This window comes from Litoreibacter halocynthiae (assembly GCF_004365635.1).
In the GTDB taxonomy this organism is placed as follows: domain Bacteria; phylum Pseudomonadota; class Alphaproteobacteria; order Rhodobacterales; family Rhodobacteraceae; genus Litoreibacter; species Litoreibacter halocynthiae.
On the sequence record NZ_SOBH01000005.1, the window covers coordinates 20553 to 34961 of the forward strand.

Annotated in this window: 18 protein-coding genes; 10 read left to right on the forward strand and 8 right to left on the reverse strand. The window is 52.0% G+C overall.

The window, feature by feature from the left end; translation table 11 throughout:
- Nucleotides 1-55: 55 nt before the first annotated feature.
- The 3 genes from BDE40_RS17365 to BDE40_RS18455 all read right to left on the reverse strand — a co-directional run bounded on the left by BDE40_RS17365 (nucleotide 56) and on the right by BDE40_RS18455 (nucleotide 2585).
- The gene (locus BDE40_RS17365; protein WP_134016771.1) at nucleotides 56-1498 is read right to left on the reverse strand and encodes a multicopper oxidase family protein; all 1443 of its coding nucleotides are present in this window, start codon (nucleotides 1496-1498) and stop codon (nucleotides 56-58) included.
- Between the two features lie 10 nt (nucleotides 1499-1508).
- Nucleotides 1509-1862 carry a rhodanese-like domain-containing protein gene (locus BDE40_RS17370; protein WP_246030504.1) on the reverse strand — a complete coding sequence of 118 codons (354 nt, stop codon included), beginning with the start codon at nucleotides 1860-1862 and terminating at the stop codon, nucleotides 1509-1511.
- A 156-nt stretch (nucleotides 1863-2018) separates the two neighbouring features.
- The gene (locus tag BDE40_RS18455) at nucleotides 2019-2585 is read right to left on the reverse strand and encodes an EF-hand domain-containing protein (protein ID WP_246030505.1); all 567 of its coding nucleotides are present in this window, start codon (nucleotides 2583-2585) and stop codon (nucleotides 2019-2021) included.
- Nucleotides 2586-2787: 202 nt separating this feature from the next.
- On the opposite strand from BDE40_RS18455, the gene BDE40_RS17380 reads away from it, so the two are divergent.
- From BDE40_RS17380 to ccmI, 4 genes are read left to right on the forward strand one after another with little or no spacing between them, the layout of a single operon-like run.
- Nucleotides 2788-4791 (forward strand): heme lyase CcmF/NrfE family subunit, encoded by a 2004-nt coding sequence (locus BDE40_RS17380; RefSeq protein ID WP_134016775.1) that lies wholly within the window; start codon nucleotides 2788-2790, stop codon nucleotides 4789-4791.
- A gap of 2 nt (nucleotides 4792-4793) precedes the next feature.
- A complete protein-coding gene (locus tag BDE40_RS17385) occupies nucleotides 4794-5357 on the forward strand; it encodes a DsbE family thiol:disulfide interchange protein (protein ID WP_134016777.1) in 564 nt (187 codons plus the stop codon).
- Entirely contained in the window at nucleotides 5354-5827 is a 474-nt protein-coding gene (locus tag BDE40_RS17390) for a cytochrome c-type biogenesis protein (protein WP_425462409.1), read from the forward strand. The genes BDE40_RS17385 and BDE40_RS17390 overlap by 4 nt, the downstream gene beginning before the upstream one ends.
- A 50-nt stretch (nucleotides 5828-5877) precedes the next feature.
- A complete protein-coding gene (gene ccmI / locus BDE40_RS17395; protein ID WP_246030513.1) occupies nucleotides 5878-6978 on the forward strand; it encodes a c-type cytochrome biogenesis protein CcmI in 1101 nt (366 codons plus the stop codon).
- A gap of 85 nt (nucleotides 6979-7063) precedes the next feature.
- Here ccmI and BDE40_RS17400 read toward each other — a convergent pair whose 3' ends face one another.
- The gene (locus BDE40_RS17400) at nucleotides 7064-7369 is read right to left on the reverse strand and encodes a DUF2933 domain-containing protein (RefSeq protein ID WP_134016781.1); all 306 of its coding nucleotides are present in this window, start codon (nucleotides 7367-7369) and stop codon (nucleotides 7064-7066) included.
- A gap of 240 nt (nucleotides 7370-7609) precedes the next feature.
- On the opposite strand from BDE40_RS17400, the gene BDE40_RS17405 reads away from it, so the two are divergent.
- A complete protein-coding gene (locus tag BDE40_RS17405) occupies nucleotides 7610-8275 on the forward strand; it encodes a L,D-transpeptidase (RefSeq protein WP_134016783.1) in 666 nt (221 codons plus the stop codon).
- A gap of 57 nt (nucleotides 8276-8332) precedes the next feature.
- On the opposite strand, the gene BDE40_RS17410 is transcribed toward BDE40_RS17405, so the two are convergent.
- Nucleotides 8333-8614, reverse strand: coding sequence for a hypothetical protein (locus tag BDE40_RS17410; protein ID WP_134016784.1), 282 nt, complete (start codon nucleotides 8612-8614; stop codon nucleotides 8333-8335).
- 145 nt (nucleotides 8615-8759) lie between these two features.
- Nucleotides 8760-9209: a hypothetical protein gene (locus tag BDE40_RS17415; RefSeq protein WP_246030506.1), complete on the reverse strand. Its 450-nt coding sequence runs from the start codon at nucleotides 9207-9209 to the stop codon at nucleotides 8760-8762.
- A gap of 304 nt (nucleotides 9210-9513) precedes the next feature.
- Here BDE40_RS17415 and BDE40_RS17420 point away from each other — a divergent pair, with 304 nt between their 5' ends.
- Nucleotides 9514-9789, forward strand: coding sequence for a hypothetical protein (locus BDE40_RS17420; RefSeq protein ID WP_134016788.1), 276 nt, complete (start codon nucleotides 9514-9516; stop codon nucleotides 9787-9789).
- Nucleotides 9790-9827: 38 nt separating this feature from the next.
- Here BDE40_RS17420 and BDE40_RS17425 read toward each other — a convergent pair whose 3' ends face one another.
- Together BDE40_RS17425 and BDE40_RS17430 are read right to left on the reverse strand one after the other, a co-directional pair.
- Entirely contained in the window at nucleotides 9828-10352 is a 525-nt protein-coding gene (locus BDE40_RS17425) for a hypothetical protein (protein ID WP_162848123.1), read from the reverse strand.
- Between the two features lie 94 nt (nucleotides 10353-10446).
- Nucleotides 10447-10896, reverse strand: a complete 450-nt coding sequence (locus BDE40_RS17430; RefSeq protein WP_134016793.1) for a DUF411 domain-containing protein — start codon at nucleotides 10894-10896, stop codon at nucleotides 10447-10449.
- 135 nt (nucleotides 10897-11031) lie between these two features.
- Here BDE40_RS17430 and BDE40_RS17435 point away from each other — a divergent pair, with 135 nt between their 5' ends.
- The 4 genes from BDE40_RS17435 to BDE40_RS17450 all read left to right on the forward strand — a co-directional run bounded on the left by BDE40_RS17435 (nucleotide 11032) and on the right by BDE40_RS17450 (nucleotide 14390).
- Nucleotides 11032-11751: a response regulator gene (locus tag BDE40_RS17435; protein ID WP_134016795.1), complete on the forward strand. Its 720-nt coding sequence runs from the start codon at nucleotides 11032-11034 to the stop codon at nucleotides 11749-11751.
- Nucleotides 11748-13202 (forward strand): ATP-binding protein, encoded by a 1455-nt coding sequence (locus BDE40_RS17440; protein ID WP_134016797.1) that lies wholly within the window; start codon nucleotides 11748-11750, stop codon nucleotides 13200-13202. Before BDE40_RS17435 ends, BDE40_RS17440 begins: the two co-directional genes overlap by 4 nt.
- A 163-nt stretch (nucleotides 13203-13365) precedes the next feature.
- Complete coding sequence (locus BDE40_RS17445) at nucleotides 13366-13935, forward strand: L,D-transpeptidase (protein WP_134016799.1); 570 nt, start codon at nucleotides 13366-13368, stop codon at nucleotides 13933-13935.
- Entirely contained in the window at nucleotides 13935-14390 is a 456-nt protein-coding gene (locus tag BDE40_RS17450) for a c-type cytochrome (protein WP_134016801.1), read from the forward strand. Before BDE40_RS17445 ends, BDE40_RS17450 begins: the two co-directional genes overlap by 1 nt.
- The last annotated feature ends 19 nt before the right edge of the window (nucleotides 14391-14409 follow it).

Below are 14409 nucleotides of genomic sequence, written 5' to 3' on the forward strand. Positions count from 1 at the left end.
TATTGTAGGCAACCTCTGCAGGTTCCGGCCAGAGGAAGGTCAAGGTTTATTCGCATCATGCGACACTAAATTGCCCCATCATGCCTCCATCCTCATGTTCCAAAATATGACAGTGATACATAAAGGGAGCCATTTCCAGCGCCGGTTTTTCGAATTGCATCAATAATTCCGCAGTTCCATCAATAAGCACTGTGTCCTTCCAACCGTCGTTCTGTGCACGCGGTGTTTGACCATTTTCTGATTTGACCTGAAACCGTACCCCGTGGATGTGGAAGGGGTGCATCATCATATCTGCGCTAACAATCCAACGCTCGACACTATTTTGCGCGACCGTAAAGTTCAGGCTATTTTGATCGAAGGTCGCACCGTTGATTGAGAATTGCTGACCCGAGCGCGACATCATCATGCCCATTCCCATCGCCATATCGAGTGAAATGCGTCTAACTGTCGCGTCTGTTCCGACCAAGTCTGGTATATCACTGTTCAGGTGCTGAGGCATTTTTGTTATTCGGGCGGGCAGGGACCTGTCAATTCTGAAAGGTAACACCGCAAAGCCAGCACCGCCGCCGGATCCGCCCATCATTCCTCCCATGGGCGAGTTGCTGATATTGTCTGACATCAAAACAGTCTCGTTCCCGTTTGTGAAGTCGATGAGAACTTCGTATCTTTCACCGGGTGCGAGAGTTAGCTTGGTGAGTGGCAGCGGCTGATCGAGAAACCCACCGTCCGTTGCAACTACATGCATTGGGCGACCATCCGACAGCGAGAGATTGTAAATACGAGCATTAGAGCCGTTTACCAATCGGCATCGGACCAGACCGCGAGGGACCTCTGCAGCGGTATCAATTTGACCATTGATCAGCATGGTGTCGCCTTTGAAGCCATTCATCGCCTCATGCATTCCTGCATTGTATTTTATCCGGCCCCTCCAGTCGAGCTGCCGATCTTGAAGGACGAGCGTCAGATCGTCGATCCCATAGCTTGAAGGAAGACCGCGTTCATCGTCTCGCCCGTCGGTAACGTGCAGAACACCCGCTAGGCCATACATAACCTGTCGCGCCGTCGCTCCATGTACATGGCTGTGGTACCATGCCGTTGCTGGGGGCTGATCAAGTGGCAAATCAATGCGCCAGGTCTGTCCGGGCAAGATTGACTGGTGTGGGCCTCCGTCTGCTTCGCCAGGAACCATCAACCCATGCCAATGGGCAGAGACGGGAGAGTCCAAAGTATTTTCGACTTCCGCTTTTGTTGTGACTCCGGTCAGTAGCCGCAGGGTTGGGCCGAGATAGGCTTGATTGAAGCCAAGCGTATCGGTGGCTGCCGAGCCGCCAAATCGGGTTTTCCCTGCCTGTGCTTTCAAATGAAATTTCTGGGTATCAGTTGCATCGAGCAGTGGTGGAAACTGTAACTTACGAAGTGTTTTTGCGAAAAGAACGCTTGGCGACACAATACCCAGCCCGATACCAGCCACAGATTGCATCATTTGACGACGGTTCATAGTTATCTCCTCAGATCAATGGCTTCGGTAATGCCGCAATCGCATTTTCAATATTTACAACCGGTAGTCCTGCAGCAATCCATCCTTGTCCGCGCTCAGATCCCAACATCCCTTCGGAAACATCGATAAAGCCGTCATACCCAGCATTTTGCAAACTGCGCATCACACGCCCCGATCGCCCTCCGGTCGCGCAAATCAGTGCGATTTCACGACCATCAGCGAGAACTCGCGCCTCGAATAATCGCTCTGCGAAGCGGTCTTCATGCAGGCTGATGGCCCAGGCTTTTTCAGCCACACCGGTCTCAACCCATTCCGCACGGGATCGCACGTCGATCATGCGAATCAAGTCCGAGTCCAAGGCCATATATGTGTCTTTCGCTGACCAAATCTCGGCGGTCTGGGCAACGATGGAGGATGGGACAGCTACTGCGGATGCCAAGGATACCAAGACGGCGCGTCGGCCCAATAGGAGTTTCATCAGCCCTCTCCGCCTAGTTTTCCGCAAGCTCTGCGAGCTGTGTTATTTGTCGTCGTCATGGTGATCATCCATTCCGGAGCCGCCAGATTTCATCGTCATAGCGCTCATCCGCGTACCAGCAGTTTCGATCTCTTTCTGCGTAATCTGCCCGTCACCATCAGAGTCGAGATGTTGAAAGCGGTCAACCATGCGTTCGCGCAGGGCTGCCACGTGCAAAGCTTCAAACTCCGAAAGGGTCAAGGCACCGTCATTGTCAGTGTCGAACTCTTCGACCTTCGCTTTCATTGCATCACCAAGGTTCGGACCCTTATCTGATGTCATCATCATGGACATGATATCACGGTCCATCATGCCTTGTTCGCCATGTTCCATCCCACCGCTGGACATTCCCGCCATATGCATTTGCATCATTGAGCGCATCATAGCGTGGTGGTCGCCGTCCATCATGCCCCTTTTCGAACCCCTGTTCTGCATTTCCATCCCTGGCGTTGATGACGCTGAACCTGCACCATCCTTTTTGTCATGCCCATTACCAATATCGGCGAGTGAAGCATTTGCCAGTCCAACTGTGATCAACAGTCCAAGGGCCAGAATTTTCTTGTCAGCCATCATTTCTCTCCTTTTTAAATACTTCTTAGATATTGGGAGTCCTGACGTTGCCGTAAAGGTTTAGGAGGTTGAGGATTTGTATTCATATGTCACAGAGCACTGATACAATTGAAGACAAAGCAACCTCTAACAGCCTGCGTCTCAAGTTGGTAAAACTGTTGAAATCCAAGCCATCAATTTGCCAAATTCGGGGACGACGCCAATGACACCAGAAGTCGGTCACTTCGCTTTAGCCTTAGCGCTGGCTATGGCGTTAGTGCAAAGTGTACTGCCAATTCTTGGTGCCACGCGGGGGAATGTACTTTGGATGCAATCTGCACGATGGTCAGCACTGGGGCAGGTCGGATTTGTTGGCATTGCCTTTGCAGCGTTAATGCAGGCTTTCGTTACCAGTGATTTCACCGTTACGAATGTATTCGAGAACTCGCATTCTCTCAAGCCAATGCTATTCAAAATCGCGGGCACATGGGGCAGCCACGAAGGCTCGCTGCTCCTGTGGGTTTTCATTTTGACTGTGTTTGGCGCGGCCGTGTCTGTTTTTGGCTCGAACATTCCCGATGCCCTCAAGGCGCGCACACTTTCTGTTCAAGCTTGGATTAGTGTCGGTTTCTTGACCTTTATGCTATTCACATCTAATCCGTTCGATCGGTTGTATCCTCCACCGCCCAATGGGCAAGATTTGAACCCATTGTTACAAGACGTGGGCCTTGCGATGCATCCGCCGCTCCTTTATTTCGGGTATGTCGGTTTCTCAATTGTCTTCTCTTTTGCCGTCGCGGCGCTGCTCGAAGGCCGCGTTGATGCTGCTTGGGCGCGTTGGGTCCGACCTTGGACACTGGCGGCGTGGATGAGCCTGACGGCAGGTATCGCACTTGGTTCTTGGTGGGCCTACTACGAGCTTGGCTGGGGCGGCTGGTGGTTCTGGGACCCAGTCGAGAATGTTAGCTTCATGCCTTGGCTCATGGGGACCGCACTTCTGCATTCCGCAATTGTCACTGAAAAGCGGGGCGCGTTCAAAAGCTGGACCATTCTTTTGGCAATATTGACGTTCTCACTGTCGCTGTTGGGGACTTTTATTGTTCGGTCCGGGCTGTTGACATCTGTCCATGCATTCGCCGTCGACCCTGAGCGCGGCCTCTACATCCTTGGGCTGCTTGCGCTGTCAATTGGCGGTTCGCTGGCTCTTTTCAGTTGGCGCGCACCGATGATGGAGCCAGGAGGTTTATTCAAACCGGTTAGCCGGGAAGCCGGGCTTTTGGTCAATAATCTCATACTGGCGACCGCCACAGGAGTGGTACTGTTTGGTACGCTCTATCCACTTTTCTACGAGGCCATTACGGGTGGCGAAAAACTGTCAGTTGGTCCGCCATTTTTCAATGCAGCTTTCATTCCAATGATGCTTCCGTTGGTCTTTGTGATGGGGCTAGGGCCATACCTTTCTTGGAAACGCGCGGATCTTGCTGGGGTCCTGCAACGATTACGCTTTGTGGCGGTGCTATCTGTACTGGCTACATTGGCTGTCTGGTATTTAACACAAGGCGGGCCCGTGCTGGGGTATCTGGCGATCATGATTGCTGTTTGGTTGCTTTTGGCGACGGTGCGAGAATGGATGATGCGTGTGCGATTGTTCGAGGTTTCCTTTGCCGAAAGCACCCGGCGCGTCAAAAGCCTCCCACGGGCGGCACATGGGATGAGTCTTGCCCATGCAGGTCTTGCGGTTGCTATGCTTGGCTTTACGGGGTCAAGCGTTTGGAAGTCTGAAGAAATCGTCTTTGTCACCCCTGGAGAAGCCGTCACCATTGCTGGTTTTAACGTAACCTTCGAAGGCGCAGATCGTGTGCGTGGCGCAAACTATTTCGCTGATCGTGCTAATCTAACGGTTCGAAGAGATGGCGAAATCTTGACGCAACTTTACCCTGAGAGGCGGACATATCCTGTTGCGGGGAGCAACACGACCGAGAGTGCTATCCGCTCCACGCTTGCTGGCGACCTTTATGCTTCCATTGCTGAACCTGCGTCGAAGGAGGTTGGTGCGAGCGGAGCTTGGACGCTTCGAATCCTTTACGAGCCTTTAGTAAACTTCATTTGGATCGGATCGGCGATGCTTGTTCTGGGCGGAGGTTTGTCATTGTCTGACCGCCGATTGCGCGTTGGGGTGCCTCGGCGGCGCATCGCACTGTCACTTTCTAAAGTTCCGGCAGAATAAGGATGAAACGTGCTTTAGCTTTTTTGCCGCTGCTCATTGCGCTCATTGTGGGCGGATTCTTTCTATGGGGCCTGAATCCGGATCGTGATCCGAATGCAATACCATCCGTTCTGATTGCGAAACCTGTGCCAGAATTTGAGCTGGAGCCAATTGGCGGCTTGGATACCCCGGGCTTGTCGCGGGAGAACCTGAGCGGCAACAGTGCCCCGGTTATTGTCAATGTCTTTGCGTCGTGGTGTGTCCCTTGCCGTGCAGAACACGTTGTGCTCAGCAGATTAGTTGAGAAAGAGGGTCTGACGCTCTTCGGTATCAACTATAAAGACAAGCCCGAGGACGCTGTTCGCTGGCTCACTGAACTTGGCAACCCTTACGACAGGATCGGCTCTGATCTTTCAGGACGAGCAGGCATCGAGTGGGGCCTATCCGGTGTTCCAGAAACATTTATCGTAGGGCCCGAAGGTATGGTTCTATTTCGATATGTTGGGCCGATTATCGGTGATGAAGCCGTTGGAAATTTTCGAGACGCACTCATCGCATCTGGTGCTCTGCAAGGTAAACAAGGATGATGAAACATCTAATTGTACTGTTTTTTCTAATTATTCCTTTTGCCACCTATGCGGTTGAACCAGACGAAATGCTGCAAAACTCAGCCATGGAAGAGCAAGCACGTGAGATATCCAAGGAATTACGCTGTGTCGTGTGCCAAAATCAAGACATCGACAGTTCGAATGCTGGGGTCGCGCGTGATCTTCGGATACTTGTTCGCGAGCGCTTAGTGGCAGGAGACAGCAACACCGAAGTTGTTGATTTTATTCAAGCGCGATACGGAGACTATGTTCTGATGCGCCCACCTTTCAAGCTGCAGACTTTTGCGCTTTGGTTTGCGCCCCCATTTCTTGCGCTATTGGCATTGGGCGTTGGATGGGTCGTGCTTTTATCGGGACAGCCCAAGCAGGCCGCAACTGGCCTGACCGATGAAGAAGAGGTAGAAGTTGCGCGCTTCATTGACCTTCACAAATCTGGAGATGAAGCATGATCTGGAGCCTATTCGCGGTTCTTTCACTGGTCGCCACAATTCTGATGGGGATGCCCCTGCTGCGTCGTCGACAGGAGGTTTTAGCATCTTCCAATGCAACACCTGCGGTTCTATTGGACCAATTGGACGAGTTGAACCGCGACCTTGATCGTGGCGTCATTTCTGCTGCGGAGGCTCAAGCGGCAGAGCAGGAACTTAAACAGCGGATATTATCAGAAGCCCGCAAGCCTGAGTCCTCAAAGGTGCGCTCTGTTGAAGATGGGCGCGTAGCACTTCTACTAAGTGCTATTTTAGTGCCCGTACTTGCCCTTAGTTACTATGCCTTTAACGGCTCGCCCGAAGTGTCGGGTATCGCCTTCGCGAAACGCACTGCAGAACGGCAAGAGGCGGCAAAAATAGCGGACCTTACTGACGAATTATCCGAAAAGCTGGCTTCTGATCCGCAGGGGGGGCCGTCAGAGGGTTGGATGCTGCTTGGCCAAACCTACTCTCGAATGGGGCGTTTCGTAGATGCCGCGAATGCTTTCAATACGGTCGCTAAGCGACCCGAAGCGAATTCTGCAGTTTTCTCTATGATGGCCGAAGCTTTGATTAATGAGGAACAGGGAGTGGTTACGCCGAGGGCTGAAGCCGCAATTGACAGCGCGATTAATCTTGATCCTGCAAATCCAGCAGCGATTTTCTACAAGGCGACCGCGTTGTCTCAGCGTGGTGAACTGAGAAAGGCGCATGACCTTTTGGTGGCACGATTGGACAATGCAGACGGATTCCATCCATGGATGCAAAGTTTTCTAGCGGAAGCGAACCGGATCGGGGTTGAAATTGGTAAGGCACCGCTTTCTATGGCGAGTTTCGCCCCGATGCCGACAGATCTGGGTCCTACGGGCGAAGATATCGCCAATGCGCAGGACATGACTGAAGAGGACAGACAAGCATTCATCCGCTCGATGGTGGATCGATTAGCGACGCGGCTCGAAGATGAGCCGAATGATCTGGATGGCTGGATGCGGCTGGGAAATGCCTTTTCAGTACTCGGAGATACCTCATCCGCCGTGAACGCTTTCGAGCGCGCGGAAACACTCTTGTTGAATGTTCCGGAATCCGACCAAAGGCGGAGTGTGGTGGCAAATGCGCTGAGTGGTCTGCGCTAATGAGCTTTCGGATGACCTTTGAGCACGGGACCGAGGGCAGTTTACGGTTAACGAGGTCCCATGTCAGTAAGATGACAAAGACAATTTACGCTCTGAGTTCGCGCGCGATAATTGGTACTTTGCTTGGCTCGGTCTCAACTGCGACGTCTTCAATATTTTCTTTTTTGGAACCGTGGCAGGATTTACCCATCATCTTAAACATTAGTATGTGGACGCCGACGCAAAGTGCGATGGGCACAAAAAGACTCACGTTGGCCCAAAGACCAGCAATGCTACCACCGGCGACGAAAAATAGGGCAACGGGCAATAGCATAACTGCGCAGCAGGCTATCATTCCGTAGTGCATAACTTTGGACGGGGTGCTCGATTTTTGAGTATCGGTATTGGGCATATGTACCTCATGGAGAGTAGTTGAGCGTAATTATCTCAGCTTCCAGCAGGGGCGGGTCAAGGATACATTTGGGTAAATTTAGGCTATGGCATTCTATCGATCTTCAGACTTTGTATACATTGGTGAGCATCACAGACGTTTTGCGCTTTACACGCGTATGTGAGTGGCTCTGCGTGTTGAAAAGTACGACGTAAGTGTCCAACCACCTAACGAAAAGACGTGATTGAGGAATCTAGAACCATGTTGACCAGACGCCATTTCGTAATTTCCGCAGCCGCTCTATTTTCGCCCCCCATTTCAAGAGTAGCGTGGGCTGGTCCAACATCGGATCGATCTAAATGGTCGACTTGGGATGCGCAGGTCACACCTGCCGACTATGATCCCGCGACGTCAAATCCTTGGGGTTTTCACCGACGGTTTTTGCCACAACGTGTTGAGGCAAATGCAGGCCTGATACCCGGCGATATTCATGTCGATGCGGTTGCAAGGTATCTCTATCACATCGGAGATGATGGGACGGCGATGCGCTACGGGGTCGCGATCGCGCGAGGAAATCTCTACGAGCCGGGAACCTATTCGATCCGTCGGAAGGCGAAGTGGCCTGTCTGGACGCCGACCGCGGCCATGATCGAGCGCGACCCTGATCTATACCAACAACACGCAGAGGGTGTGAATGCAGGTCCTAAGAATCCTCTCGGCTCGCGTGCTTTGTATTTATATGTTGGAAACAGAGATACCTATTTGCGCATCCATGGAACTCCAAGTCCAAAATCCATCGGGGGCCGCGCCAGTTCGGGGTGTGTTCGTATGGCGATGGTCCATATCAATGGACTTTATGAGCAGGTATCTACCGGATCGACGGCGTATTTGTATCCACCCGAAGATCAGATATCGGCAAAAAGCTAAGTATGCTTGCACGGATTTGAGTGTACCGGTAATTGCTCTAAAAAAGGGCCTGCCTGTTTAAGTGGTCTCAGGAAAGCGTGTACAAATTGGCCTGCCATTTTTTGCGCGCAGCGGTAAGAATGTAGTCTCGACCTTTCCGATGTGGCGATATTCGTAGCAACCGTCCAATGGGTTGATCTGTACGGCTTTCAGGTCTTGGAATGGGGCGACGATCTCAAGCACACCTTCAGGTAATTCAGCAATAAACGGATTTGACTGCTCGCTGCCACCGCTCTGAATACCACCACAAGATGCGAGCAATAAAGCCGTCCCTCCAAATAACCAGACTGAGGTCTTCATATACGACACCTTCCTTAATGCATTGAATATGATTGATTTTTATCGGGAATACTAGCCAAATTAGAGCGCATGCGCCTCAACTTTCAAGTTTGAAACGCATGGCTCGATAAAGCGAAGCGTTGTTGTATTTATTGGCCAGAATAAATCAATGAATACCGTTCCCTTTGGCCATTGCTAAATGGTGTTCTTGGTGATGCGCACCAATAGTCATGAGGCCAATGAATCCCAAGGCCTGAATTTTGGTCGCAGTCCCGTCTACCTGCAAAAGAACAGCGTGTTCGATCTCTGTAACTTGCACTTTCCAGCCGGTTTCTTTTTCGAGAAATGGTACATGTGCGGGAACCATAGCTCTTATGGCCTGAAGCGTGCGCTCGTCCCCCGTAATAGTGAAAACGGCACCTTCTTCCGTCTGTTCGGTCGAAACATACGCTCTAACGGTGACAAGGTCCATATCAATCAGATGCTGTCGCAGTGGCTCAATGTTAACACGCGACCAGTCCGTCGTGGGATCGTTTTGTAATAGACTGGTAATCTCGGCGATTGCAGCAAACGCGGATTGGCCTGGCTCTGAGATATCTAAAGCTGGGTGGGTCATCTTGTTAGAGTGGCTCTGTTGCGCCAATGTGGCAGTCGTCGTTGCGAGCGCTAGGCCAAGTCCTATTAATAACTTCACAAGTGGTTCCTTTCAAAGAATGAATCTTTTGATAACAAACCTCTGTGTATCCCCATATGATCCTGATCATACAGCACGTGAACCATCTAACTTATTCCTGCCTAATGCTGCTGCGTTAGTGAAGGTGCGGCATGGGGAAGCTTTGTTTCGGTTTGATGTGACAACCTTGAATCTGTTCGCGTCGATAAATGTTGCGGTGCGCGTGGGGCAGGATAGGCAATCGACTATGATCCATCGTGCCGTGCTGGGAACCTATTTTGCGAAAGCTTATTGCCTAGCTCTGGCCCTACATGTGCAACATGTGCGTGAAATCAGGGGAATTCTTGCCATTCGGTCAGCTAAAGAGCGCGTCTTTACAGGGCTGATTGCAGGATTGCTTGTCGGTAAGGTAATCGACTTTGATGCGACGCTTTCTCTGACACATGAGGCAACTTTTCGGGCGCTTCGCAGGCTGGTAAAACAGAGCGGGGTGGAAAAGTGCGGCGTGGTTTTTACAACCTAACGCAAACTAGACAACCTCAAAAGAAGCCATCTCGACTGTTAGGGTCTGCCCAAAAGCTGGGTCGACCCGACAGATAGCAGAGTCACCACAAATACGAAGGCGGCACAAAAACCAAGGGTCGCAACCAGCGCTCTCCGCCCCTGCAACAGTGCAAGATAGCAAACGAAGGCGCCGGGCAGGGCGCTGTAGAGATACACACCAGAGAGGTTCTTGAAAAAAAATGCGCGCTCGAGTGTGGGGCCGATAACTTGCAATGCGGCCTTGCGATTTCCGCCAAAGGAGGCGAATAGATCTGCGGACATAACGTAGATTATCGCGTGCAGAGCAACAAAAAGCAGTGAACGGGAAAGCACGTCTGCGAGCAAGTGGCGAAGGCTGTTGCCTTTCCCTTGCCGTTGGAAATGGGAAAACGCGAAAAAGCCCACGTAATTGATCGCAAAAACCATCATAATACCGTTGGTCAAAACTTGCCGCATGAACCGAGCAAGCGCGGCCTCGTTTGCGATCAGCATCGCGCCCAAACCGGGTGAAAGCCCAATATAAATCAGCAAAAACGGAAACAAGCTAAACACGCTGAAAATCAGAACGTTCCAGCAAAAGCGCACAAATGGTAGGTCAGTGTCGAAAAATCTGTTTAGGAAAGACGACCAGAACAAGTTAGCTGTGTCTCGCGAAGACCTGCGTTGAGCCATCCTTGAGGACGAGCACCACATCGTAAGCCTCGCGCGCACCGCCCATGTCCATTCCGGGAGAGCCCATCGGCATCCCCGGCACAGCAATTCCGCGCGCCTCTGTTGCATTCGCGAGTAGTCGCCGGATGTCTTCGGCAGGAACGTGGCCTTCGATGAAATAATCACCAATCGTTGCCGTATGGCAGCCTTCCAGATCCGGTGTGATACCAAGTCGGTCTTTCAAGGCATAAAGCGTGTCTTGGTCAACGTCTTGGGTGTCGACGGCAAACCCAGCCTCGCGCATCTGCTCAACCCACGCAGTGCAACATCCACAGGTCGGTGATTTTGCGACTTTTAACGTTGATGTTCCCGCAGCAAGGGCGGGGCGGACGACGAGGAAGCTCGCCGTGGCTATAAGGAAATGTCGTTTGTGCATGTGCTGGTCCTTCCGATAAGCAATACTTAGTCTGGAACTGCCGAAAAGTCGAGTATGGTGCCCATCAAGCGCCTGTTACATTTGGCTACAAAAGCAGCCTGGGTGTTTTCGAAACTCATTGGGTATAAAGCCGGCATGAAAGACATTCCACATATCCTAGTCGTCGACGACCATTCAGAGATCCGTAACTCTGTTTCGACTTATCTAGAGCGGAACGGGATGCGCACGTCTAGCGCCGAAAACGCAGCGGATATGGAAGTGAAACTTGCCCGAGCGCAGTTTGATTTGATCGTTTTGGATGTGATGATGCCGGGTGAGGACGGCTTGAGTGCATGTAAGCGATTGCGACAAGACGGCACTACACCTGTTCTCTTGCTCACAGCGCTAGGAGACGATGATGACCGAATTGCTGGACTTGACGGCGGTGCTGATGACTATTTGGCGAAACCTTTCAACCCAAGGGAATTACTCGCTCGGATCAATGCGATTCTGCGCCGTACGCAAAACGTTCCGCAGACCGAAACTCTTTCAGGAAAGACGGTCAAGTTTGCTCACCTCGAACTTGATTTTGATGGACGCACTTTGAAAGACACGGACGGGGGCCGCACACTATTGACCTCAGGTGAGTTGAAGTTGCTTGGTATTTTACTTGAACGAGCTCGCCAGGTTCTGAGCCGCGATGAATTGTTGTACTTGAGCACCGGGCGCACCGCTGGGCCGCTCGATCGCACGATTGACAATCATATCAGTCGGTTACGTCGAAAGATCGAGAAAGATGTCTTGCGGCCCCGAGTAATTGCAACAGTTCGAAACGGAGGCTACAGCCTGACTTGCGACGTTGAGGTTCAACCATGAAGGCGGTGTCGCTGAGGTTACGCACGCAGATCGCACTTCTCGTTCTGGGCGTGCTTATTGTAGCGCAGGCCCTCAGTCTGTGGCTTTTTGTCGACGAACGCAGTTTGGCCGTTCAGGCTGCCATCGGTGCCGAGGCCGCAGGGCGCGCGGCAAATGTGGCGCAGTTGATTGAAGGCGCCCCCTCGGATTTACATGCTCAGATTATCAGTGCCGCGACGTCGCCACTTGTCCGGTTTGATCTTTCCGACCAACCAAAGGTTACACACGAGCACTTCAACCAAGGCATCGCAGTTGAAGCCCGCGTTCGCGCCTTGCTTGGTGACAGCTACAGCCGCGACATCCGAGTTGAAGTCCATGAAACCGAGCAAGGCCTGCTTCCACTGCCGAACCTTTCGCCGGAAATGGCCGAAATGCATGCTGAGATGATGCAAGGTAGGTTAGCCGCGATCGAAATGGAGCTCTCTATCGCTTTGGCTGGTGGGCAATGGTTGAACGTCGGAACCCGGTTCGAACGCCCACCGCTTCAATGGTCTCTGGCCTCGAACGTGTCATTCGCAATTACAGCGGCTTTGCTGTTGGTTGTAAGTTTTTGGTTTTTATTGACCCGATTAACGGGCCCGCTGAATACCTTAGCTGAAGCTTCAGACCGTCTGGGGCGAGGTGCCCGGAAAGGGCCGTTACCTGTCGTCGGGCCTAAAGAAGTTCAAGATCTAACACGCGCATTTAACACAATGCAGGATCGCCTGACTCGGTTCGTATCCGACCGCACGCAGATGTTGGCAGCACTGGCGCACGATCTGCGGTCACCTCTAACGGCGCTAAGAGTTCGCGCAGAAATGGTCGAGGATGGCGAAACCCGTGAATCGTTGATTGCTTCAAGCGAAGAGATGCAACAGATGGTTGAAGCCACGTTGGACTTCGCGAAGGGCGTAGGTCAACACGAAGAAGTTCTTCCGACCAATTTGAATGACTTGATGGCGGGCTTTGAGGCGCCGGAATTGTCCTTGCTGAGTGACAAGGACTTGGTTGTTCCGGTCAAACCGGGCGCGATGCGGCGGGCGCTTCGGAACTTAACCGAAAATGCCATGCGATATGGAAAAGAAGCCCGTGTGTCTTGGCAGGCAGTGGGTTCCGACGCAGATATTTTCGTGGATGACGATGGCCCAGGCATACCGGACAGTGAATTAGAGACAGTTTTTAGCCCCTATGTGAGGCTCGAAACGTCACGCTCGCGTAATACCGGAGGTCACGGATTAGGTCTTTCAATCGCGCGAAGCATTATTCTGGAGCACGGTGGGTCGATTGAATTGTTAAATAGGCCTGAGGGTGGATTGCGTGCGCGGATCCGGTTACCACTAGAGTTGCACACGCAAACTGTCGCGACAGAGAGCTTAGTTGAACCTAAGAGCGATGGTCAGGATATCGATGTTCGTATCTCTCTGAAAACATAGAGAGTATTGAGCGCCTTCTTGATTGAAGAAGCGACCGAACCTTCACTTTCACGACCGTTGAGCGATACATATCATTACAAAATTTAGTCACCCATTCTATTTAGAAAAGTGCATCAAACAAGTAACTTGCGGCAATCGCAGGAGCCTGAATGAGGTACGTCACATGTCAACGGAAATAAGAAAAGTAGATCGCCGTGGGTTTATCGGAAGTGCCAGCGCGGCCGCATTGTTCGCGCCTTCACTCTTACGCGCGCAAGAGCAGTCAAGCGTTCGCCGGAACGTGTCATCATTCCTAACCCACCAGTGGCAGGACCATTTTGACAAAATCGGGAAAGGTATTTTGTTATCTGACACCAATACCATGGTTTTGCAGCATTGGACCGCCGATGGTGAAATGCGCATATACCCAACATCAGTACCGCTGTCGGACGACCTGACCAAACGAGGTTACACCGAAGTGGTCGACAAGCGTGTCGCGCCCGGTTGGGGCCCGACGCCAGCCATGCGGATACGCAATCCCGAGTGGCCGGCGTATATTCAAGGCGGCGATCCTTTGAACCCGCTTGGGTCGCATGCGATCTACCTGTCATGGCAATACTACCGCATCCACGGCACTCAGGATACGCGCAAGATTGGGCGCAAATCGTCAAATGGTTGTATCGGCTTATATAATGAGCATATTGCTGAGGTGTTTTCTCGGACACCTGTCGGAACCCAGGTGAAGCTTCTTTAATGGCAAAGTCAGGACTATTTATTTCAGCTTTTCTGTTTGTCGCTGGAGCTGCAATCGTCTGGCAACAGTTGCAGCCCGTGCCCTCGGGTGCGCATTCGATGACGCCTCCAGACTTGTCCGATGTTTCCGAAGGCGGGGCGATTGTACAGGTCACAATTCCTCCTGAGTTCTCCTCCAACGCTCAGATCGGAAAACGTGTATTCGATGGCAAATGTGCGGACTGCCACGGCGCGAATGCGGCAGGCCAAAATGGCGTTGCTCCACCGCTGGTACACAAGATTTACGAACCAAGTCACCACGGCGACAGCTCATTTATATTGGCTGCAAAAAACGGGGTGCGAGCACACCATTGGCGGTTTGGCAACATGCCCGCGGTCGAGGGCTTAACTGACGCGGATGTAAAAATGGTCGTGGCTTACGTGCGCGAGTTGCAGCGGGCCAACGGGATAAATTAGCAAAACAAGGATATGGGTT